The organism is Paraburkholderia dipogonis (assembly GCF_042680985.1).
GTDB classification, from domain to species: domain Bacteria; phylum Pseudomonadota; class Gammaproteobacteria; order Burkholderiales; family Burkholderiaceae; genus Paraburkholderia; species Paraburkholderia phytofirmans.
This window is the reverse complement of the sequence record NZ_JBHUFR010000021.1, coordinates 178,408-197,903: the sequence shown is the minus strand read 5'-3', so window position 1 is coordinate 197,903 and position 19,496 is coordinate 178,408. Positions and strand designations below refer to the sequence as shown.

Here is a 19,496-nt window from a genome sequence, read left to right as displayed (position 1 = left end):
GGACATCATGCGAGGCTCAGCGCGCCGTGCGCGTGACGTGTTTCGCGGTTCAGCGCGGCGACGTCCACGATCAGCGCGACGCTGCCGTCGCCGAGAATGGTCGCGGCGGAAATGCCGTGCACCTTGCGGTAGTTCGTTTCCAGATTCTTCACGACGACCTGCTGCTGGCCCACCAGCTCGTCGATCAGCATCGCAAAGCGGCGCCCCTCGGTTTGCATGATGGTGACAATGCCTTGCGTCGGTTCCTGCTTCGCCCCTTCGACGTTGAACACTTCGTGCAATGCCACCAGCGGCAGGTATTCACCGCGCACCCGCACCACGCGCTCGCCGTTGGCGACCGTGTAGATGTCTTCGGCTTGCGGCTGCAGCGACTCCATCACGAAGTTCAGCGGCAGAATGAAAATCTCGTTGCCGACCTTGACCGACATGCCGTCGAGAATCGCCAGCGTGAGCGGCAACACGATGCGCGTGGTGCTGCCCTTGCCGGCGTGCGAGGTGATTTCCACGTGACCACCCATCGACTGGATGTTGCGCTTCACCACGTCCATGCCGACGCCACGGCCCGACACGTCGGTGACCTGCTCCGCCGTCGAGAAGCCCGGCAGGAAAATCAGGTTCCAGACTTCTTCGTCGCTCATGGTCTCGCTGACCTGCATGCCCTGCTTGGCCGCCTTCGCGAGAATCTTGTCGCGGCGCAGGCCCGCGCCGTCGTCGCTCACTTCGATGACGATGTTGCCGCCGTGATGCGCGGCCGACAGCACCAGCTGGCCGGTCGAATCCTTGCCCGCCGCGCGCCGCGCTTCCACGGTTTCGATGCCGTGGTCGAGACTGTTGCGCACGAGGTGAGTCAACGGATCGATGATCCGTTCGATGAGGCTCTTGTCGAGTTCGGTCGCTTGCCCGAAGGTGACGAGTTCCACTTCCTTGCCGAGTTTCGCCGCCAGATCGCGCACCAGTCGCGGGAAGCGGCTGAACACGTAATCCATCGGCATCATGCGGATCGACATCACCGCTTCCTGCAAATCGCGCGCGTTGCGCTCCAGCTGCGCCATGCCGTTGAAGAGGCGGTCATGCAGCGCCGGGTCGAACGTGCTGGTGGTTTCCGCGAGCATGGCTTGCGTGATCACCAGTTCGCCGACCAGGTTGATCAGCTGATCGACCTTTTCGACGCCGACGCGAATCGAGCTGCCTTCCGCGCCGCCCGCCGCCGCGGCCGGACGTGCCGCCTTGCGGTCCTGCTCGGCGGGTGCGGCTGCGCTCGCCGGCGCTGGCGCCGGTGCGCTCGTGGCCGCCGCGGGTTGAGCCGCGGCCGGCGCCGACGCGGCCGGTGTGTCGAACAGGCCGTGCGTGGCCGTAGATGCGGGTGCAGCGGTGCCGGCCGCCGGTGCCGGCGATGCTGCGTGGTCCGCCTGAGTTGCCTGTACTGCTTGCGCCGGGGACGAGTCGGCGGCGTCGGGCGTTCCAGGTTCGCCTTGCTGCGTGTCGTCCGCCGGTGCGGTGCCGCGGCCGATCACGATCTGACTTTCGTCGATCACGAAACAGCACACGGCGATGATGTCGTCGGAGGTCACATCGGTCGCGAGCCACAGCGTCAGATCGCCGCCGCTCTTGACCTGCCCGACGATGTTGCCCAGGTTGCCGAGCTCTTCGGCCAGCAGTTCCTGGTCCTTCTCACCAACGCCCCGTAGCGTAATTTTCAGATGGGGACCGGCTTCTTCGCCGGCTCCCACGGCTTGCCCGGTCTGTGCCGGTTCGCCGTCAATCCATTCGCCCGCCGCCTGCACCGCCTGTTCGACGACGTGCTCTGGCGGGGTACCGCCTTGTACTGCCTCTGCTGCCTGTATTTCCCGTACTGCCTGGGTTACAGCCGGTGCCGCGCTCGCCGCAGCGGGTGCTGCGGCCGCAGCCGGTGCCGCGCCGTCGCGGCTTTCCGCGTTCAGGCGTTCGAGCTTCGCGCAAATCGCCTTCGCCGTGGCCGCGTCCGGTTCGGCGCTCGCGCGGTAATCGGCGAGTTGGCCGGACAACACGTCCTTGGTTTCGAGGAACGTGTCGATCATGTCCTTGCGCAACACGAGTTCGTTATTGCGCGCGCGGTCGAGCAGCGATTCGAGAATGTGGGTCGTTTCCGTCAGCGCGGTAAAACCGAACGTCGCCGCGCCGCCCTTGATTGAATGCGCCGCGCGGAAAATTGCCGCGAGGTCTTCGGGGTCCGGGTGAGCGATATCCAGATTGAGCAGCAACTGCTCCATCTGCGCGAGCAGTTCGTCCGCTTCGTCGAAGAACGTCTGATAGAACTGAGTGATGTCGAGTGTCATGCCTGGGTCACCGCGAGAGTTCCTGTCTTGGCTTGGGCTTGGGCTGCCGTGCCGCCGCGTCGAGAGCTTCTTTAACTGGGTCTATGTGGCGCTTACGCGTGGTCTGGCTCGGCTAGCGCCGCCACCAGTTCGGTCAGCATGTCCGGGTCGAGCGGCTTTTCGATCCAGCCGGTCGCGCCCGCGGCTCGCGCCGCTTCCTTGAACGGCTCGCCCGATTCCGTCGTGAGGACGAGGATGGGCGTGGCCTGGTAAGCCGGGTTGTTGCGCAGCGCGGCGATCAGATCGAGGCCGGTTTTGCCCGGCATGTACTGGTCGGTCAGCACGAGGTCGAACGACATGGCGAGCGCGTTTTCGAGCCCTTCGTTGCCGTCCGCCGCGAGCGTCACCTCGTAGCCGGCCGTCGTCAGCGTGGCGGCGAGAATCTGCCGCATCGATGCCGAATCGTCGATTGCCAGGATGTGCCTGATCATGAAAACCTCGCTGCGCTTTTTGCTATTGGACCGCCCCGCTGTCCGCGCCAGCGGGGCGCGTCGAGCAGCAGGGCCATCGCTGTCTGTTACTGGGCCGACGGCACTGCCGCCGGCAACTTCGGTGCAACCGTCACCGGCTGCGCAAGCTTTTGCAGCAACGGCTTGGAGCCGGCTGCGTCGTCCGACAAGGTGGTCGTGGTGGAGTCGTCATGATTCAGCGCCTCCTCCGACTTCCTGTTCAGCACGATGATGCTGATGCGGCGGTTCTCCGGATCCATCGGGTCCGCCTTGTTCAGGTTCTGCGTCGACGCGAGGCCGAGCACGCGCATCACCTTCGCTTCGTCCATGCCGCCGGCGACCAGCTCGCGGCGCGACGCGTTGGCGCGGTCCGCGGACAGTTCCCAGTTGCTGTAGCCTTTCTCGCCGCCGGCGTACTGCGCGGCGTCGGTGTGGCCTTGCACGATGATGCGGTTCGGCACGTCGTTCAGCGTATGGCCGATTTCGCGCAGGATGTCGCGCATATACGGCTCGACCTGGTCTTTCGCGGTCGCGAACATGGGCCGCTTCTGCGAGTCGACGATCTCGATGCGCAGGCCGGTCAGCGTCGAGTCGATGCGGATCTGCTGCTTGAACTGGCGCAGCACCGGATTCGCTTCGATCGCGGCCATCAGCTTGACCTGCAGATCGTGCAGGCGAACCTGCTCGCGACGCTCCAGCTCGCCTTGCAACTGCTTCATCGAGTCTTCGCTGCCGTGCGCGGCGCTGTGCTCGGCGCGATTGTTCGAACCTTCGCTTGAGCGCGTCACGCCTTGCGCGTCGGTCGAGATATCGCGGCCGCCGCCCTTTAGAATGCTCGAGTCCTCGGCGCTGCGGTCGCCGCCCCACAGCGTGATCTTCAGCGGCTGATTGAAGTAGTCGGCAATGCCCCTCAGCTGCACCGTGGACGCCGAACTGAGCAGCCACATCAGCAGAAAAAAAGCCATCATCGCGGTCATGAAGTCCGCATACGCGAGCTTCCACGCGCCGCCGTGGTGGCCGGCTTTCTTCGGTGCGGAGCGCTTGACGACAATGGCGCGGTCTTTGTCCTTGCTCATGAGTTCGGTTCCCGGCGCCCGTTATTTGGCCTTGACGCGGCGCACGTGCTCTTCCAGCTCGGCGAACGACGGGCGTTCAGTCGAGAAGAGCACCTTGCGGCCGAACTCGACGGCGATCGCCGGCGCGTAACCGTTCAGGCTGGCCAGAATCGTCACCTTGATGCACTGGAACATCTTGGTCGACTCGGTCACGCGCTGTTCGGCGACGCTCGCGAGCGGCCCGATCAGCCCGTACGAAAGCAGAATGCCGAGGAAGGTGCCGACCAGCGCCTGCGCGATCATCTCGCCGAGCACCGCAGGCGGCTTGTCCGCGGAGGCCATGGTATGCACCACGCCCATCACCGCGGCCACGATACCGAACGCCGGCATGGCGTCGCCGACCTTGTTCAGCGCGTGAGCGGGCGCCTCGCCTTCCTGGTGATGCGTCTCGATCTCCTCGTCCATCAGGCTTTCGATCTCGAACGCGTTCATGTTGCCGCCCACCATCAAGCGCAGGTAGTCGGTCAGGAATTCGATGATGTGATGGTCCGCGAGAATCTTCGGGTACTGGGTGAAGATCGGACTCTTCGACGGATCGTCGATATCTGCTTCCAGCGTCAGCGTGCCTTCCTTGCGCGCCTTGGCCAGCAGGACGTAGAGGAGCGCCATCAGCTCCATATAGACGTCCTTGTTGTACTTCGCGCCCTTGAACAGGGTTGGAATGACGCGCAGCGTGGCCTTGATCGTCTTCATTCCGTTACCCAGAATGAATGCGCCGACCCCGGCGCCGACGATCATCAGCACTTCAACGGGCTGCAGCAGCGCGCCGAGATGACCGCCTTCCAGCGCGTAACCGCCGAAAACGGACAAAAGCGTCACGAGTGTTCCCACGAAAATCAGCACTGCCGAGCCCTCACAAAGAAGCGACGGTGACCGTCGTTAATCTGGTTTACGGCAACGAAGCGGAAAACTTTGGCGGAAAAGCGGCTCGTCGCTCCGGTGTAAACCAGAGGCGGATGCGGCCGGTTGGCGCTCCGGCGGGACCGGCCACGGCGTGGGCGGGCTGGAAGGCCCGCCGCATGGGCGATGGAAGGCGCGCCACGTACCGGCGGCCGCTTTGCAGGTCAGGCTTCGACCGCGGCGAGGCTCTCGCGGGCCCGGGCGTCGGCGAATTTCTTTGTCTTACCGGCGCGCGAAGGCGGCTGACACAGGCCGCAGACGAACGCATGCTGCGGATCGTGCGCGTGCGCGACAAAATGTCCCCCGCAGCGGCAGCAGGCGGTCATTTGCAGCATTCCGGAGTCGAAAAAGCGCACCAGCGTCCAGGCGCGCGTGAGACTGAGCACGGGCTCGTCGTCGTGCAGCTGGACGTGTTCGAGGTACAGCCGGTAGCTCTTCACGATCGACTGGATCGTCGGGCAGCCGCCATGGCCGGCCATGAAGCGGTAGATGTTGTAGAACAGCGAGGAGTGAAAGTTCGGCTGCCAGGTCATGAACCAGTCGGTCGAAAACGGCAACATACCCTTGGGCGGTGAAACCCCTTTCAGCTCTTTATATAGCTTGATGAGCCGGTCGCGCGACAGACTGGTTTCCGCTTCCAGCAATTGCAAACGCGCGCCAAGCTCGATCAGTTCGATCGCCAGGGTGATTTCCCTGACTTCGAGCACAACACTCTTATAGGCCATCCGTTTGCGCTTCCCCCGTCCTGATCGCTTTGTTTGAATTACAACGTGCCATCAGCCGAGGTGCTCGACTGGCTGGCTTGCCATCAGGATCGCGGAATGCGCCTGGGCCACGGCGCTGGATTTGCCTTTGTCCGCCAGAGCGGACAGCACGGCATGGTCGTCGAAACGGAAACGGCACAACACCTGATTGGACGCCGCCAGCTTGACGGTCTGCGCCAACGACAGATTGGCGAGCACATCGGCTAACTGGTCCGAAATCCCCATGCGAAACATGCCCATCGGCTTGTCTTCGCGCAGCAGTCGCTGGGCGAGCAGGAGATAAGACAGGTTGACTTCTCTGATCTCATTGAGCATATCGCTTGTCGCGCTCATGATTCCCCCGGGGTGTATCTGGCTGGTCAGGCCGTTACGGAAACGTTTGCTCGGACGCGCGCACTTAATCCGCGCGAATCGGCTCGTTTCTGGTCTTGCGAGCATTGTGTCGAAAGGGGGGGCGGACGAAAATCGGACAGACACCCAGCCTCGTTGACGGATTAATCCGTCATTCGTGTAGGAATTTTTCCTACAAAGGCGAGTCGGAGAGCGGGTTTGCGGAGAGCGAAGGTGCGCGATCTGGAGTTTTCCAATGCGCCTTGAACATGCTGCTTTCACTGATGTGAACCAGATGGTGAGTCTGAGCGACTCATGGTCCGCACCGTTACAGCGGTGAGCGGGAATTATAAGACGTTTTCACTTCTCTGCAATGTGCGCCGTGTAGGCGTCGCGCTCCATGTTTCGGGCCCGCGCCTTGCTGAGGGCTTCTCAGCGTTCGAATAATCATCCGGCGGCTCTCCTCCTCGACCGAGATCAGCGTCCTGACGACCTGTAACGCACCATGTTTCGCGCTGTAACAACATTAAGCGTTTGAAAAATAACTCGAATTAGCTCGGCCGATCCCGATAATGAAGCTAAGGGATTACCCGATGCAGGTTCGGAACACCCCCGGGCGGCGGCTTACCGCGCCCAACCGTCCGTCAGGCATTCGCTCCTCGCTCTACTCGAGCGCCGCTGTGCGATGCCGTTCTGATTAGGAGAAAACGCATGCGAATCGCACAAATTGCGCCGTTGTATGAAGCTGTTCCGCCGAAACTTTACGGTGGCACCGAACGCGTCGTGTCGTATCTGACCGAAGCACTGGTCGACCTCGGCCACGACGTCACGCTGTTTGCGAGCGGCGACTCGGTCACCTCCGCGAACCTCGACGCCTGCTGGCCTCGTGCGCTGCGCCTCGATCCGACGATCCGCGATGCGCTCGCTCCGCACGTCCTGATGATGGAAAAGGTCCGCAAGGTCGCGCACGAGTTCGACGTGCTGCACTTCCACCTCGACTACATGCCGTTCCCGCTCTTCACGACGATGGACACGCCATTCGTGACGACGCTGCACGGCCGCCTCGACTTGCCGGAACTGCAACCCGTGTTCGATGCATTCTCCAACGTGCCGGTAGTCTCGATTTCCGATTCGCAGCGTGCGCCGCTGCCGCAAGCAAACTGGCTCAACACCATTTACCACGGTCTGCCGGAGCAACTGCTCACGCCGCAAACCCATAAGAAGCCGGAGTATCTGGCGTTCCTCGGCCGCATTTGTCCGGAGAAGCGCGTCGATACGGCTATCAAGATCGCTGCACAAAGCGGTTTGCCGCTGAAGATCGCCGCCAAGGTGGACAAGGCTGACCAGGAATACTTCAAGCGCGAAATCGAGCCGCTGCTGTCGCTGGCGCATGTGGAATTCGTCGGCGAGATCAATGAAGCGCAGAAGCCCGAATTCCTGTCCGGCGCCAAGGCGCTGCTGTTCCCGATCGACTGGTCGGAGCCGTTCGGCCTCGTAATGATCGAGTCGATGGCGTGCGGCACACCGGTGATCGCGTTCAACCGCGGTTCGGTGCCGGAAGTGATCGACCATGGCGTGACGGGTTACATCGTCGAGGACGTGCAAGGCGCGGTCGCGGCGCTGCAACGCCTGGACGAATTGTCGCGCACCGAAATCCGCGCCCAGTTCGAACGCCGCTTCAGCTCGAAGACGATGGCCCAGAATTACGTGGATGGCTATTCGGCACTGATCGAAGCCACGCGCCGCCCGGTGTTGCGCCAGGTCGCGGTGGGCTAAACGCGGTTTCAAGCGGCCGGGCAGTTCTCGCTCTGCCGCTCGAGTATCGAAACTCGCGGCTTATCGTCGCTTACGGCGTTTCCGATTTGCAGATCAATAGTGAGTCAATTTGTCGTGTGAATCGTTTGCGCGAGCGGCGAATCCAAGTTAACCCGCTTCTTTGTCCAGAAAAGCCGCCCCTCGAGGGCGGCTTTTTTTAATACCGGTATGGATGCGCTTCCATCGCGGATTGGCACTCAGCAAATAAAGACCGAGTGCCAATAATCCTTCAGTTGGCTTTCGCCTCGACCGCCAATCGGCTCAAGCCGCGCCAATCAAAAAGCGCTCGCGATTCTTACCGACGATCCACTTGGGCGGTTTGCCGCGCCCGCTCCACGTATTGCCCGACTTCGGATCCTGGTACTTTGCCGGTAGCGGCGCCTTCTTGGGCGGGCGGCCACGCTTGGCGGCGACCGCGAAGCCGAGGTCTTGAGCCGTCAGACCGTATTCAGCGATCTTTTGGCGGATGTCGGCGATCACATTGTCGATTTCAGTACGCCGCGCTTCTTCCGCTTGTGCCTGCAATTTGGCGATCTGCGCTTTGAGGTCTGCATATTGAGACATTCCGGTTCTCCCCTTTTCTAGAACTCATTGGCTCGCAGACTAACTGCAATTATAAAAATTCGCAATGGACAAGAATACCGATTTAGCAAGATATCCTCTGATAATTATTAACATCGGCGAATTGTAAAACAGCATCTTTATCTCGCAATAAAAAGGTAAAGGCGACACCACATTGACAATTCTTGACACATGATTTGGCGGCCTTTCCCTAGAATTGCGCGTTCACGGCATGCAGACGGACTTAGCCACGCGTGCCAGCAGAAGCCCCATCTTTTTAGGATTACCAATCATGCAGCTGTCAAAGCGCCTCGCTGCCGAGTTGTTCGGCACTTTCTGGCTCGTGCTCGGGGGCTGCGGCAGCGCTGTCCTCGCTGCCAACTTCGCCGGCCCGGTTCACGGTCTGGGCATCGGCTTCGTGGGCGTGTCGCTCGCGTTCGGCCTGACCGTGCTGACCATGGCTTTTGCGATCGGCCACATTTCCGGCTGCCATCTGAATCCGGCGGTCAGCGTCGGCTTGACCGTCGCGGGGCGCTTTCCGGCGCGCGACCTGCTGCCGTACATCGTTGCCCAGCTGATCGGTGCCGTGCTGGGTGCGCTGGTGCTGTCGCTCATCGCGTCGGGCAAACCCGGCTTCGATCTCGTTGCCAGCGGCTTCGCAAGCAACGGCTATGGCGAGCGCTCGCCGGGCCACTACTCGCTCGCCGCGGCATTCATTTGCGAAGTGGTGATGACCGGCTTCTTCCTCTTCGTCATTCTCGGCGCGACCGATAAACGCGCGCCCGCCGGCTTCGCGCCGATCGCCATCGGCCTGTGCCTCACACTGATTCACCTGATCTCGATCCCGGTCACGAATACGTCGGTCAACCCGGCGCGTTCCACTGGCCCGGCGCTTTTCGTCGGCGGTGCGGCGATGGATCAGTTGTGGCTGTTCTGGGTTGCGCCGATTCTCGGCGCAGTGATCGCCGGCGTGTTGTATCCGGTTATCGCCGAAAGCCGCAGCGGCAATGCTCAGAAACTGGCGCTCGATTAATTCGTGCGCAGTCATTTGGGCAACAAAGCGGGCGCTAAGGCGCCCGCTTTGTTTTGCGGTGGACGGCGCCGCGTTCTCGATATCGCAGCGAAGACGCACTCGCGCCCGCTGCTAGAATCGTGCGACTTCCCAAGCTCGTACAGGTGCTCCCTATGAAGCGTTTCCGCGGATTCCTGCATGGCGTCGCACTCGCCATCGGCGGCTTATGCGCGGGTGCGTTGACGCCACCCACGGCGCATGCCGCCGACGGCCAGACGGAAACGCTCGTGTTCGTGCGGCACGGCGAGAAGCCTGCCCAAGGCTACGGGCAACTAAACTGCCAAGGGCTCAACCGCGCGCTGGCGTTGCCGGCCGTGATCGCGGCCAAGTTCGGCAAACCGGACGCGATCTATGCACCCGATCCCGGCCAGCAGAAAGACGACAGCGGCAAGCCCTACTACTACATCCGGCCGCTTGCGACGATCGAGCCGACCGCCATCCAGTTCCAGATGCCGGTGCAAACGCCGTATGGTTTCGCTCAGATCGACCAGCTTGGCGCCGCGCTCGTCAATCCCGCCAATCGCAACAAGCTCATTGTCGTGGCGTGGGAACACAAGCTGATCGTGAAGCTATTGCGCCAGATGATGAACACGCATGGCGGCAATGCCGCAGACGTCCCGAACTGGAAGAGCGACGACTTCGACAGTATTTATATTGTTCGCCTCGACTGGCAAAACGGCACCGCGCGCGCCAGCTTCAAACAGGATCGCCAGGGGCTGGATGGGCGCGCGACCGATTGCCCTTGCGCGCAGTTGCAAGGGGCTTCATCAGCGGTGGGATCGCCGGCTTTGTCGAACGCCGCAGATTAATCGGGTTATACAGATGTAAGCCGCAATTACGCATGCGGCCATGTGATTTGGGTTGAGCGCAGCGGCGGGAGCGATTCGGCGCGGCTTCAGGGGCCGCGAATCCTTATCTGGCAGGGCTTTGACGGAACGGCACTCAGCGCGCGGCATATCTATGTAAGGCCGCTCCCGCCTTTCAAATCCTGCGACGATGCTTGCAGTCCGTAACATCTCGTCGCAGTACCCATCGACCGGAATGCGTAGATTGAACCTGTGCGACAAACATACGTCGCCTCACAGGAGAACAAACATGAAACGCATCGTCACTCACTTGCTGGTTGCTGCAGGACTCGCGGCGGGCGCATGCGGTGTCGCGCAAGCGCATACGGATCTGAACATCGGCCTGTCGCTCGGTGCACCGGTTTATGCCCGCCCGGCTCCGGTCTATGCCGCGCCCCAGCCGGTCTACTACGGCAACGGCGACTGGGACCATCGCTACGATCGCGGCGACTACTACCGTGGCGACCATCGATATGATCGCAACTGGAACCACAATGACCGCGGCTGGGGCCACGATAACCGGGGCGACCATGACAACCGCCGTGGCGGATGGCACGGGTGATCTTCCCGCTGCGTCTAGCGTCGGCGAATGAGGCGGCTTGCTGACCATGATGAACTTTGGTCGTGCAACGCCGTCACTGGCAGCCTGAACCAACCGACGCGCTCACTCAAAAGAAACGGCCTGCATCATGAAACTGGATGCGGGCCGTTTCCATTTCCACTCAGGACATCAATTCGTCGTCGAGCGAGAAAAGCTTGCGCAGATGGTGCGCGACGCCTGCTTCGAAGTTGTTGCCGATGCGCGGCACGTTCGGCAGACGCGTGATGAGATCGGGATTGGCGTTATTCATCATGAACGGATGGCCGGCCGTTTCCAGCAGATCGATATCGTTCATGTTGTCGCCGAAAGCGACGCATTGCGAGGCGTCCACGCCAAGGTGCTCGAGCACGATCTGCAACGCGCGGCCTTTCGATACGTTTGCCGTCATCACTTCCAGACAGTCCGGCAGCGAATAGGTGACGTATAAAGCGTCGCCGAATTCACGCGCGAGATTGGCGGCGACCTGCGCGAGATCAGCGGGAGCGCCAATGTAGAGTGCCTTTGCGATGTCGACGCCGTCGTGTTTCGGCAGGTCGGTCACCTCGTAGGTGAAGCCCGAGTCCTGGTGAAACTTCAGCAAATCCGGCGCATCGCGGTCGATCAGCCACGCCTGATCGGCGAACAGGTTGACGATCACGCGGCCATGCGCGCCGGCGATTTCCGGCTGTACGAGTCGCTGCACGATAGCCGGAGGCAGGTCGTCGGCGTGGATCACCGTATTGTCCGGCGCGTGGATGCGCGCGCCATTCGATGTAATCAGATACGGATTGATGCCCAGCACGTCGCGGATGCCGGCGACGTCGCAATAATGGCGGCCCGTTGCAATCACGAACCGCAGCCCGTCGCTCTCGAGTTTACGCACGGTGGCGATCGTGAACGGGTCCACCTGGTGATCCGCGTTGAGCAGCGTGCCGTCGAGATCCGTGGCGATGACTTTGTACATAGTTTGGGCAGGCGGGCAGCGTCGAAGCTGCGTATTTTACCGTTGCCGGCCGCATTCGCCGGAACGCGTTGGCCATGCACGAGTATTCCACCCGAAAGCGCACGACTCACACACGATGCGGTTCACCATCTTCAGCCGCAGATGCGGACCGCTTCACGTTGCGCCAACTGCAATCCACCGTGCGCCGAGTCGGCCAGCGGCTCGCGCAAACGCGCCTGATAAATCTGCGGCACGTACTCGCGCAACGGCGCGCCGAGGCCGCCGCACAGCGCTACCGGCAGGCTCGCCGACGGGTCGAGCGCGGCAATCATCTTGCCCACTTCGGCGCCGGCCTCGCCGAGCAAGCGCGCCGCGAATGGATGCGTACGGTGAGCGATGACAATCGGCGCGAGCCTCGCGTAAGCCGTCTGGTTGGCTTCGCAGAGCCAGACAACGAGGCTGTCGCGATCATGCGCGCCGGTGTGCGCGACCAGTGCCCGCGCCAGATCGTCGAGGGGACCACGGCCGTCCAGCGCATGCTGGGCATGCACGATGGCTCGCAGTCCGAGCCACGCGCCGCTCGCTTCGTCGCCCGATGGAAAGCCGTAGCCGCTAACCTGGCGGCATTCGCCCTCGCCGTCCAGTACGGCCGCCACACTGCCGGTGCCGAGCGCGACGATCACCCCATGCGCGCCGCCGTGCGCGCCGAGCAAGGTGGTGTAGGCGTCGCTTTCCACGGCGAGTCCCGCCAGCGCGGGCGCCTGTGCGCGAAACGCGGCCAGCCAGTCGCGATTGTTGACGCCTGCCAATCCGCAGCCGAGCACGCAGCGCGACCAGTCCAGCGCCTTGCCGGCGCTGACAAATGCTTCGCCGCAGCCGGCCGCGATAGCCTGCCACGCACGTTCGACGCCGAGCCCCAACCCCGACGGCCCGCTTGCCGCCTGCGCCAGCTCGCGGCCTTGCGCGTCGCCGAGCACGACCCGCGTGCCGCTGCCGCCGCCGTCAATGCCGATCAGAAAGAAGTCTTTGTTCATGGAGTCGAGTGAGGTCCGTGGATGATTAACGCATAGCGTGGCAGGTCAGTTTCAATCCGGCAATCGGCCGAATGGCTAGCTTGCAGTGCACACGGCATCGGCTATGCTGGCGGGCGACATCACAACGCAGGAGCGCGACAGTGACACAGCGATGCAACTGGGTATCGAGCGAAGCGCTCGCACAGTATCACGACACCGAATGGGGCGTCCCCTCGCGCGACGACCAGCATCTGTTCGAGATGCTCGTGCTGGAAGGCGCGCAGGCCGGCTTGTCGTGGTCGACGATTCTCAACAAACGGGCCGGCTATCGCCGCGCGTTTGCGGACTTCGACATCGCCGAGGTCGCGCGCTTTACGCCGAAACACGTTGAGACGCTGGTGAAGGACGAAAGTATCGTGCGTCACCGCGGCAAGATCGAAGCGGCCATTACCAACGCCCGAGCCGTCCAGCAGATTCAGGCCGAGCACGGCTCGCTTGCCAACTTCGTGTGGTCGTTCGTCGATCAGACGCCGATCCAGAACGATTGGGCTTCTTATAAGCAGGCGCCCGCGTCGACCGACATTTCGGACGCGCTGAGCAAGGGGCTGAAGCGCTACGGCTGCAAGTTCGTTGGCTCGACGATCTGTTACGCGTTCATGCAGGCAGTCGGCATGGTGAACGACCACGAGGCGAGTTGCATGTGCCGCGCGCGATGCGCGGCGCTTGGCAAGAAAGGACGGAATCGTAAAGCGGGCTGAAGCGGCCCGGTATGCGCCCACGCTTAGTGCCGCAGTTCTAACAAAAGACGATGGCTCAGGGAAACTCCCAGGCACCAGGGCGCGTACACAGCCTCCACCTCGCGGCGCAAGGCCTGGAGGACAACACACGACGCATCACAACGCCGGACTCGGCGCCGGACTGGCGCGATGCGCCCATCCGGTAAATCCCTGCTGCGCTTCCAGGGCATGTCAGTCGTTATACGGTTATGAGTTGCAGCTGCGGCAGTTGGCGAACCCTGCGGCATGGGGAGCATCGTGGAAAACGAGCCAAGCCCGGGAATTGACGGATTTTCGCCACGCTGTTTCGGGATTCACCGAACGGAGCACGCCCGATACTGCCGGACACGCGCTCGAACAACGAATAGCCGCTGCGTAATGCACGGGAGACCAACCATGAAAATGCTTAACTTCCTGACGCATCAGGAGATTTTCGACCAAGCCGTGGGTCATTTGTTGGGCCAGAAGCGCGCCGCGCTACTGCCGCGAGGCGGTGGCGCTTATCGCGGCTACTGTGGCGGTTGCCCGGTCGGCAGCTTCATCAAACCGCGCGACTACATGACCGCGATGGAAGGCATTCCGGTGCGCTTCATCGGCAAAACGCCTGCGGAGATGCCTGCGTATATGGATGTCGGCGTGTCCGCGCTGAAGAAGGCGCTGCTGCGCTCGCGCATCAATGTGTACGACCCGCCCACGGTCAGCCTGCTCAGTTGTCTGCAAAACGTCCACGACGTTTTCGGCACTTGGGAATGGCTCGAGCGTCTGGGTTCGATCGCCCGCCAGTTTGGCTTATCGGCCGACCGGCTGAAAAGCGCGGCGTAGGCAGGATAAAACCCGCCGCAATATCACTGCCGCGCGCCACACTCAGGCGTCACGGTGCGCACGGCTAGTGGACTCACAAACCCGCGCTCCAGAGGCGCTTAGACCCCATTCGCCCATTCCTTTCCGGGCCGAGCGCTCCACCTGACGCTCAAAAAGCAAAACGGCGATGTGGCTTCTTTCGAAGCTCACACCGCCGTTCGGCCGTGCGTAAAAGCGTGCTTAGTGCAGCTTTTTCGGCAGCATCTGGCTGCGCAGGCGCTTGTGCAGGCGCTTCACAGCAGCAGCCTTCTTGCGCTTACGTGCCGTGGTCGGCTTTTCGTACGATTGGCGTTCACGCAGTTCAGCGATCAGGCCATTCTTTTCGATTGCGCGACGAAAGCGGCGAATCGCCACTTCGAACGGCTCGTTTTCTTTCAGAAGAATCGTCGTCATTTAATTCCTAACTCAATCACTTGATAGGGGTAAATTGCGTGGCGGCATACCGCTCACGCGCCGGCCCTCCGGTCGTTTCAGTTCATGGCCAGTAACAGGCAAACGCGGGTAGAACCCGGCCAAACCACGAATGAAACGAGAGGCAAAGCGGCCACGGAGGCCGGAAAAGAGAGGTGGGGAGTTCACCGCGGAACGCGGACAGACATAATGCAAAAGCCGCGTCTGCTGCTGTTTCGCCAACCTTCCATCAACAAAAAAGCATTGACGAAACAGGCAAAGATCTCAATTCACTCCCGATGATATCAGGAAACTCTCCATCCTACCAGGGGTTTAGGGATTGCGCCAGGTCACCTATTGCATGCTCAAGCGCTCGCTTCGTCCAACTCACGGATATCGGCGCCCGTCAGCATCAGATGGACGGCCGCCGCGAGGCTTTTGAGCTGTTCGACCGAAGTCGCGCTGGCAATAGGGGCAGTAACACTGGGGCGCGCGATCAGCCATGCCAGAACCACGGTGGCCGGCGTGCTGCCATGCGCGTCGGCAACCCGGTCTAGCGCGGAGAGAATTCGCAAACCGCGATCATTCAGATACTTTTCCACCCGGCTGCCGCGCGCCTTATTGGCCAGATCCGCCTGCGAGCGGTACTTGCCGGACAGAAAGCCGCTCGCCAGACTGTAGTACACCACCACGCCGAGCTGATTGGGGAGCGCCACCGGTTCGATGTCGTGCTCATATTCCGCGCGGTCATACAGGTTGTATTCCGGCTGCAACAGTTGGTATTCGGGCAAGCCGTGCTGGCGCGATACGGCGAGTGCTTCCTCGACCCGCGCGCCACTGTAATTCGACGCGCCAATCACCCGCACCTTGCCCGCTTCGATCAGCTTCTGATAAGCGCCCAGCGTCTCGGCGAGCGGCGTTTCGGTGTCGTCGTCGTGGGAAAAGTAGACGTCGATGTAGTCGGTCTGCAAGCGCCGCAGCGAATCCTCGACGGCCGCCTGAATGTTGGCCGCCGACAACCCTTTGCGCTGCGGATGCTTCGAGACCTTGGTAGCGAGCACGATCTTGTCGCGCTTGCCGCTTTGACGGAACCACTTGCCGATGATCGTTTCCGATTCGCCGCCCTGGTTGCCGGGCACCCATGCGGAATAGACATCGGCGGTATCGATAAAGTCGAGACCGGCGTCGACAAACGCATCCAGAATCGAAAACGAGGTGGCTTCATCGGCGGTCCAGCCGAAAACATTGCCGCCGAACATAAGCGGCGCGACCTGTAATTCCGAACGCCCAATCCTGCGCTTTTGCATGATTTCTCCAGGGTTTGTCGCAAGAGAAAACGAGAATACGCCGTCTTTTCAATAGCTGCAGTGCAACTGCCGAATAAGGCTGCAAGGGGCTTTCAGCCACATTGCAATATGCCCGGCATCGAAAGCGATAGGTCCGTCATTGCATAAAGGTCCTCAAGTTTTTTTTAGTGGGGCCGTCAACCTTCACTGAGGCGGCCAGCAATGAACGAGTGCTTCCGCCGATGCCAACGTGGCGTATTGGGCTCAAGGCTTATTTAGGAGATTTTCCATGCTCGGAATCAATAGCAACATCAACTCGCTGGTTGCACAGCAAAACCTTAATGGCTCGCAAAGCGCCCTTTCGCAAGCCATCACCCGCCTGTCGTCGGGCAAGCGCATCAACAGCGCGGCTGACGATGCAGCAGGTCTGGCAATCTCGACGCGTATGCAAACGCAGATCAACGGCCTGAACCAGGGCGTGTCGAATGCGAATGACGGCGTGTCGATGATTCAAACCGCATCGAGCGCACTGTCCTCGCTGACCTCCAGCCTGCAACGTATCCGTCAGCTGGCGGTGCAAGCATCGACCGGTTCGCTGTCGTCGAGCGACCAGGCAGCGCTGCAGAAGGAAGTTTCGGCGCAGATCGCTGAAGTGAACCGTATCGCATCGCAAACGACTTACAACGGCACGAACATTCTGGACGGCTCGGCAGGCAGCGTGACGTTCCAGGTCGGCGCGAACGTCGGTCAGACGATCAGCCTGGACCTGAGCCAATCGATGTCGGCAGCGAAGATCGGTGGCGGCCTGGTGCAAACGGGTCAAACGGTCGGCACGATCGCGGTCAGCCTGAACGCGTCGGGCGCATACACGAGCACCGGCGCGACGATCACGTCGGTCAATGTTCTGTCGGACGGCAAGGGCGGCTACACCTTCACGGACCAGAACAACACGGCCATCACCTCGGGCGTCTCCAGCGCGATTTTCACCGCAGGCACGGCCGCTGGCACGGGCACCGCGGTGACCAACCTGACGCTGAGCGCATCGGCAGTGACGACGGCAGGCGCAGGTTCCGCGGCCGCCGTCGCCTCAGTGGCTCAGATCAACGCGATCAACAACCCGCCGACGGTTTCGGGCCTCGACATCAGCACGGTCACGGGCGCGAACGAAGCGATGGTCTCGATCGACAACGCGCTGCAAACGGTCAACACGCTGCAAGCTGCACTGGGCGCCGCGCAAAACCGCTTCACGGCAATCGCGACGTCGCAGCAAGCTGAATCGACCGACCTGTCGTCGGCACAATCGCAAATCACGGACGCCAACTTCGCACAAGAAACGGCCAACCTGAGCAAGGCGCAAGTGCTGCAACAAGCTGGTATCTCGGTGTTGGCGCAAGCTAACTCGAACCCGCAGCAAGTTCTGAAGCTCCTGCAGTAAGAGCTGACGCGGTAACGGCGATGCGTCGCGCGCAAGCGAAGCGCATCGCCGGGTTTCAAGCGACGGGAGGCATGCCTCCCGCTGTGCATTTCCATCACGTAGTGATGTAGCATCGCGCACCAACCAATACAGATTTCCAGACGCCCGGAGCCTCTGCATGTCCTCGATCTCAACCTCGTCCTCTACAGCAAGTGCCAATTCCGCGCTGCAGTCGGCTGCTCAGTCGATCATCAGCGGTTCGACCGGCAATTCGTCGATGGACGTGTCGTCGCTCGTCACGGCACTCGTGAACGCGAAGGTCGCCGGACAAACCTCGGCTCTGGCGGCACAGCAAACCTCCGACAACACCACGCTGTCCGCATACGGCGCGCTAAGCTCCGCGCTCAGCGCCCTGCAGTCGGGCATCACGAATCTCGCCAACGGCAACACGCTGGCAACGTTCGCGGCGACCGCGAGCGGCACCGGGCTGACCGCGACAGCGGGCGTCGGCGCCGTGGCCGGCAGTTATTCGATCGCCGTGACGCAGATCGCCAGCTCGCAAGCCTTGTCGTCGGCAGCCTTCGGCGCCACGACGCAATTGGGCACCGGCACGCTGTCGATCTCGATGAACGGCAAGTCGATGGATATCAACGTCGACAGCAGCAACAACACGCTCTCGGGCATCGCGTCGGCGATCAACGCGAGCAGCAGCAACCCCGGCGTCACGGCAACCATCGTGACCGGCACTGACGGCGCCCACCTCGTGCTGCGCGCGGCGAACACGGGGGCGGCCAACGTCATCAATGTTTCGACCAGCAACATCACCAGCGACACCGGCCTGTCGAGCCTCGGCGTGACGTCGACGGCCAGCACCACGGGCGGCCAGTCGACCATTACGTCGGCCAATTCGGGCAGCGCCTGGACGCAGAGCGGCTTCGCGCAGGACGCGGAGTACACGATCGGCGGAATCGCCGGCAGCAGTGCGAGCAACGCGGTGACCGGCGCCATTTCAGGCGTGACGATCAATCTGACGGCGGCGGCCGTGGGCACGCCCGCCGGCACGCCGCAAACGCTGACCATCGCGCAGGACACCACCGCGCAGAACACCGCGATCAACAATTTCGTGAGCCTGTACAACACCGTCATCACGACGATGTCCACGCTCACGTCGTTCAGCTCCGGCGCGACGTCGCAAGGCCCGCTGCTGGGCGACTCCACGCTGCAGACCATCAAGAACACGCTGGCCAACATCGTCGGCGGCGCGGTCGGCTCGGGCAGCACCGGCACCACGCTGGCGTCGATCGGCATCACGCTGAAGGACGATCCGGCCGACGGCACCATGGTGGTCGACAACAACGCGCTGAACACCGCGCTGACGAGCAGCCCGGCCACGGTCGCGTCGCTCTTCAACTCGACCAACGGCATTGCCGAACAGTTGAACGCCAGCATCACCACGTTCACGCAGACCGGCGGCATCATCGACACGCGCAACACCGCGCTGAATGCCGACCTGAAAAGCATTGCCACGCAACAAACCGCGCTCGCCGACTACACGACACAATTGACGAACCAGTATCAGGCGCAGTTCACCGCCCTGAACACGTTGATGGCGACCATGAACAACAATTCGCAATACCTGACCGCGCTGTTCGGCGGCACCAACAGCGCGGGCGCGCTGGCCACGAACAAGGGCTAAGCCATGAACGCGCACAACCTGAACCAGACGGAGTTGGTCGAACGCGTGCTGTCGCTCACGCGGGAAATCGAGCAGGCGGCCTCGCTCGCGGACTGGCCGGAAGCCGCCCGCCTGACCGAAACGCGTTCGCCGCTGCTGATGTCGCTCACCGCGGATCAGGAACCGGCGGCGCTGGACATGATCCGCCAGATCCAGGCGATCGACGCGGCGCTCCTCGCGGACGCGGCAGTCACCCAGAACGAACTGCATTTCGAGTTCGAAGCGGCGATCGGACGTACCAAGGCCGCCGGCGAATATCAGCGCATGGCCCGCCTGTAAAAAACCCGGAGCGG

At 62.0% G+C, this 19,496-nt stretch carries 20 protein-coding genes; 9 read left to right on the top strand and 11 right to left on the bottom strand.

The window, feature by feature from the left end:
- Positions 1-5: 5 nt before the first annotated feature.
- From cheA to flhD, 6 genes are all read right to left on the bottom strand, one after another.
- On the bottom strand, positions 6-2,315 hold the full coding sequence (cheA, locus tag ACFSNN_RS26600) for a chemotaxis protein CheA (RefSeq protein ID WP_134457548.1): 2,310 nt from the start codon (positions 2,313-2,315) through the stop codon (positions 6-8).
- A 92-nt stretch (positions 2,316-2,407) separates the two neighbouring features.
- Positions 2,408-2,785 (bottom strand): response regulator, encoded by a 378-nt coding sequence (locus tag ACFSNN_RS26595; RefSeq protein WP_007179975.1) that lies wholly within the window; start codon positions 2,783-2,785, stop codon positions 2,408-2,410.
- 86 nt (positions 2,786-2,871) lie between these two features.
- The gene (gene motB, locus ACFSNN_RS26590; protein WP_134457547.1) at positions 2,872-3,879 is read right to left on the bottom strand and encodes a flagellar motor protein MotB; all 1,008 of its coding nucleotides are present in this window, start codon (positions 3,877-3,879) and stop codon (positions 2,872-2,874) included.
- Positions 3,880-3,900: 21 nt separating this feature from the next.
- Positions 3,901-4,761: a flagellar motor stator protein MotA gene (gene motA, locus ACFSNN_RS26585; RefSeq protein ID WP_006050895.1), complete on the bottom strand. Its 861-nt coding sequence runs from the start codon at positions 4,759-4,761 to the stop codon at positions 3,901-3,903.
- A 221-nt stretch (positions 4,762-4,982) separates the two neighbouring features.
- Positions 4,983-5,543, bottom strand: coding sequence for a flagellar transcriptional regulator FlhC (gene flhC / locus ACFSNN_RS26580; RefSeq protein WP_134457546.1), 561 nt, complete (start codon positions 5,541-5,543; stop codon positions 4,983-4,985).
- 51 nt (positions 5,544-5,594) lie between these two features.
- Positions 5,595-5,915 (bottom strand): flagellar transcriptional regulator FlhD, encoded by a 321-nt coding sequence (gene flhD / locus ACFSNN_RS26575; protein WP_012434732.1) that lies wholly within the window; start codon positions 5,913-5,915, stop codon positions 5,595-5,597.
- Positions 5,916-6,623: 708 nt separating this feature from the next.
- Here flhD and ACFSNN_RS26570 point away from each other — a divergent pair.
- A complete protein-coding gene (locus tag ACFSNN_RS26570) occupies positions 6,624-7,688 on the top strand; it encodes a glycosyltransferase family 4 protein (RefSeq protein WP_134457545.1) in 1,065 nt (354 codons plus the stop codon).
- Positions 7,689-7,988: 300 nt separating this feature from the next.
- Here the strand turns inward: ACFSNN_RS26570 and ACFSNN_RS26565 are convergent, their stop codons facing one another.
- Positions 7,989-8,291 carry an H-NS histone family protein gene (locus tag ACFSNN_RS26565; RefSeq protein ID WP_011490230.1) on the bottom strand — a complete coding sequence of 101 codons (303 nt, stop codon included), beginning with the start codon at positions 8,289-8,291 and terminating at the stop codon, positions 7,989-7,991.
- Between the two features lie 289 nt (positions 8,292-8,580).
- Between ACFSNN_RS26565 and aqpZ the strand changes: the two genes are divergently transcribed.
- The 3 genes from aqpZ to ACFSNN_RS26550 all read left to right on the top strand — a co-directional run bounded on the left by aqpZ (position 8,581) and on the right by ACFSNN_RS26550 (position 10,767).
- Positions 8,581-9,321, top strand: a complete 741-nt coding sequence (gene aqpZ, locus ACFSNN_RS26560) for an aquaporin Z (protein WP_134457544.1) — start codon at positions 8,581-8,583, stop codon at positions 9,319-9,321.
- A 152-nt stretch (positions 9,322-9,473) separates the two neighbouring features.
- Positions 9,474-10,169: a histidine phosphatase family protein gene (locus tag ACFSNN_RS26555; RefSeq protein WP_134457543.1), complete on the top strand. Its 696-nt coding sequence runs from the start codon at positions 9,474-9,476 to the stop codon at positions 10,167-10,169.
- Between the two features lie 286 nt (positions 10,170-10,455).
- The gene (locus ACFSNN_RS26550; RefSeq protein ID WP_134457542.1) at positions 10,456-10,767 is read left to right on the top strand and encodes a PXPV repeat protein; all 312 of its coding nucleotides are present in this window, start codon (positions 10,456-10,458) and stop codon (positions 10,765-10,767) included.
- Positions 10,768-10,927: 160 nt separating this feature from the next.
- Here ACFSNN_RS26550 and ACFSNN_RS26545 read toward each other — a convergent pair whose 3' ends face one another.
- Entirely contained in the window at positions 10,928-11,749 is an 822-nt protein-coding gene (locus ACFSNN_RS26545) for a Cof-type HAD-IIB family hydrolase (RefSeq protein WP_134457541.1), read from the bottom strand.
- A gap of 131 nt (positions 11,750-11,880) precedes the next feature.
- The gene (locus ACFSNN_RS26540) at positions 11,881-12,762 is read right to left on the bottom strand and encodes a glucosamine kinase nucleotide-binding domain-containing protein (RefSeq protein ID WP_134457540.1); all 882 of its coding nucleotides are present in this window, start codon (positions 12,760-12,762) and stop codon (positions 11,881-11,883) included.
- Between the two features lie 140 nt (positions 12,763-12,902).
- On the opposite strand from ACFSNN_RS26540, the gene ACFSNN_RS26535 reads away from it, so the two are divergent.
- Positions 12,903-13,499, top strand: a complete 597-nt coding sequence (locus ACFSNN_RS26535) for a DNA-3-methyladenine glycosylase I (protein ID WP_166799270.1) — start codon at positions 12,903-12,905, stop codon at positions 13,497-13,499.
- A 414-nt stretch (positions 13,500-13,913) separates the two neighbouring features.
- Positions 13,914-14,339 carry a hypothetical protein gene (locus ACFSNN_RS26530; RefSeq protein ID WP_134457538.1) on the top strand — a complete coding sequence of 142 codons (426 nt, stop codon included), beginning with the start codon at positions 13,914-13,916 and terminating at the stop codon, positions 14,337-14,339.
- 219 nt (positions 14,340-14,558) lie between these two features.
- On the opposite strand, the gene rpsU is transcribed toward ACFSNN_RS26530, so the two are convergent.
- Both rpsU and ACFSNN_RS26520 read right to left on the bottom strand, forming a co-directional pair.
- Positions 14,559-14,771 carry a 30S ribosomal protein S21 gene (rpsU, locus tag ACFSNN_RS26525; RefSeq protein WP_006050883.1) on the bottom strand — a complete coding sequence of 71 codons (213 nt, stop codon included), beginning with the start codon at positions 14,769-14,771 and terminating at the stop codon, positions 14,559-14,561.
- Positions 14,772-15,133: 362 nt separating this feature from the next.
- Complete coding sequence (locus tag ACFSNN_RS26520) at positions 15,134-16,075, bottom strand: aldo/keto reductase (RefSeq protein WP_134457537.1); 942 nt, start codon at positions 16,073-16,075, stop codon at positions 15,134-15,136.
- Between the two features lie 268 nt (positions 16,076-16,343).
- Here ACFSNN_RS26520 and ACFSNN_RS26515 point away from each other — a divergent pair, with 268 nt between their 5' ends.
- The 3 genes from ACFSNN_RS26515 to fliT all read left to right on the top strand — a co-directional run bounded on the left by ACFSNN_RS26515 (position 16,344) and on the right by fliT (position 19,482).
- Positions 16,344-17,489, top strand: a complete 1,146-nt coding sequence (locus tag ACFSNN_RS26515; protein ID WP_012434742.1) for a flagellin — start codon at positions 16,344-16,346, stop codon at positions 17,487-17,489.
- Between the two features lie 157 nt (positions 17,490-17,646).
- Positions 17,647-19,164, top strand: coding sequence for a flagellar filament capping protein FliD (gene fliD, locus ACFSNN_RS26510; RefSeq protein ID WP_134457536.1), 1,518 nt, complete (start codon positions 17,647-17,649; stop codon positions 19,162-19,164).
- Between the two features lie 3 nt (positions 19,165-19,167).
- The gene (gene fliT, locus ACFSNN_RS26505; RefSeq protein ID WP_134457535.1) at positions 19,168-19,482 is read left to right on the top strand and encodes a flagellar protein FliT; all 315 of its coding nucleotides are present in this window, start codon (positions 19,168-19,170) and stop codon (positions 19,480-19,482) included.
- Positions 19,483-19,496: the final 14 nt, after the last annotated feature.

Coding starts and splice junctions, on each gene's coding strand:
- rpsU (WP_006050883.1), bottom strand. CDS start 14,771: ATGACGACGATTCTTCTGAAAGAAAACGAGCCGTTCGAAGTGGCGATT.
- ACFSNN_RS26545 (WP_134457541.1), bottom strand. CDS start 11,749: ATGTACAAAGTCATCGCCACGGATCTCGACGGCACGCTGCTCAACGCG.
- motB (WP_134457547.1), bottom strand. CDS start 3,879: ATGAGCAAGGACAAAGACCGCGCCATTGTCGTCAAGCGCTCCGCACCG.
- cheA (WP_134457548.1), bottom strand. CDS start 2,315: ATGACACTCGACATCACTCAGTTCTATCAGACGTTCTTCGACGAAGCG.
- flhC (WP_134457546.1), bottom strand. CDS start 5,543: ATGGCCTATAAGAGTGTTGTGCTCGAAGTCAGGGAAATCACCCTGGCG.
- fliD (WP_134457536.1), top strand. CDS start 17,647: ATGTCCTCGATCTCAACCTCGTCCTCTACAGCAAGTGCCAATTCCGCG.
- aqpZ (WP_134457544.1), top strand. CDS start 8,581: ATGCAGCTGTCAAAGCGCCTCGCTGCCGAGTTGTTCGGCACTTTCTGG.
- ACFSNN_RS26530 (WP_134457538.1), top strand. CDS start 13,914: ATGAAAATGCTTAACTTCCTGACGCATCAGGAGATTTTCGACCAAGCC.
- ACFSNN_RS26570 (WP_134457545.1), top strand. CDS start 6,624: ATGCGAATCGCACAAATTGCGCCGTTGTATGAAGCTGTTCCGCCGAAA.
- ACFSNN_RS26595 (WP_007179975.1), bottom strand. CDS start 2,785: ATGATCAGGCACATCCTGGCAATCGACGATTCGGCATCGATGCGGCAG.
- fliT (WP_134457535.1), top strand. CDS start 19,168: ATGAACGCGCACAACCTGAACCAGACGGAGTTGGTCGAACGCGTGCTG.
- ACFSNN_RS26555 (WP_134457543.1), top strand. CDS start 9,474: ATGAAGCGTTTCCGCGGATTCCTGCATGGCGTCGCACTCGCCATCGGC.
- ACFSNN_RS26540 (WP_134457540.1), bottom strand. CDS start 12,762: ATGAACAAAGACTTCTTTCTGATCGGCATTGACGGCGGCGGCAGCGGC.
- ACFSNN_RS26515 (WP_012434742.1), top strand. CDS start 16,344: ATGCTCGGAATCAATAGCAACATCAACTCGCTGGTTGCACAGCAAAAC.
- flhD (WP_012434732.1), bottom strand. CDS start 5,915: ATGAGCGCGACAAGCGATATGCTCAATGAGATCAGAGAAGTCAACCTG.
- ACFSNN_RS26550 (WP_134457542.1), top strand. CDS start 10,456: ATGAAACGCATCGTCACTCACTTGCTGGTTGCTGCAGGACTCGCGGCG.
- ACFSNN_RS26520 (WP_134457537.1), bottom strand. CDS start 16,075: ATGCAAAAGCGCAGGATTGGGCGTTCGGAATTACAGGTCGCGCCGCTT.
- ACFSNN_RS26565 (WP_011490230.1), bottom strand. CDS start 8,291: ATGTCTCAATATGCAGACCTCAAAGCGCAGATCGCCAAATTGCAGGCA.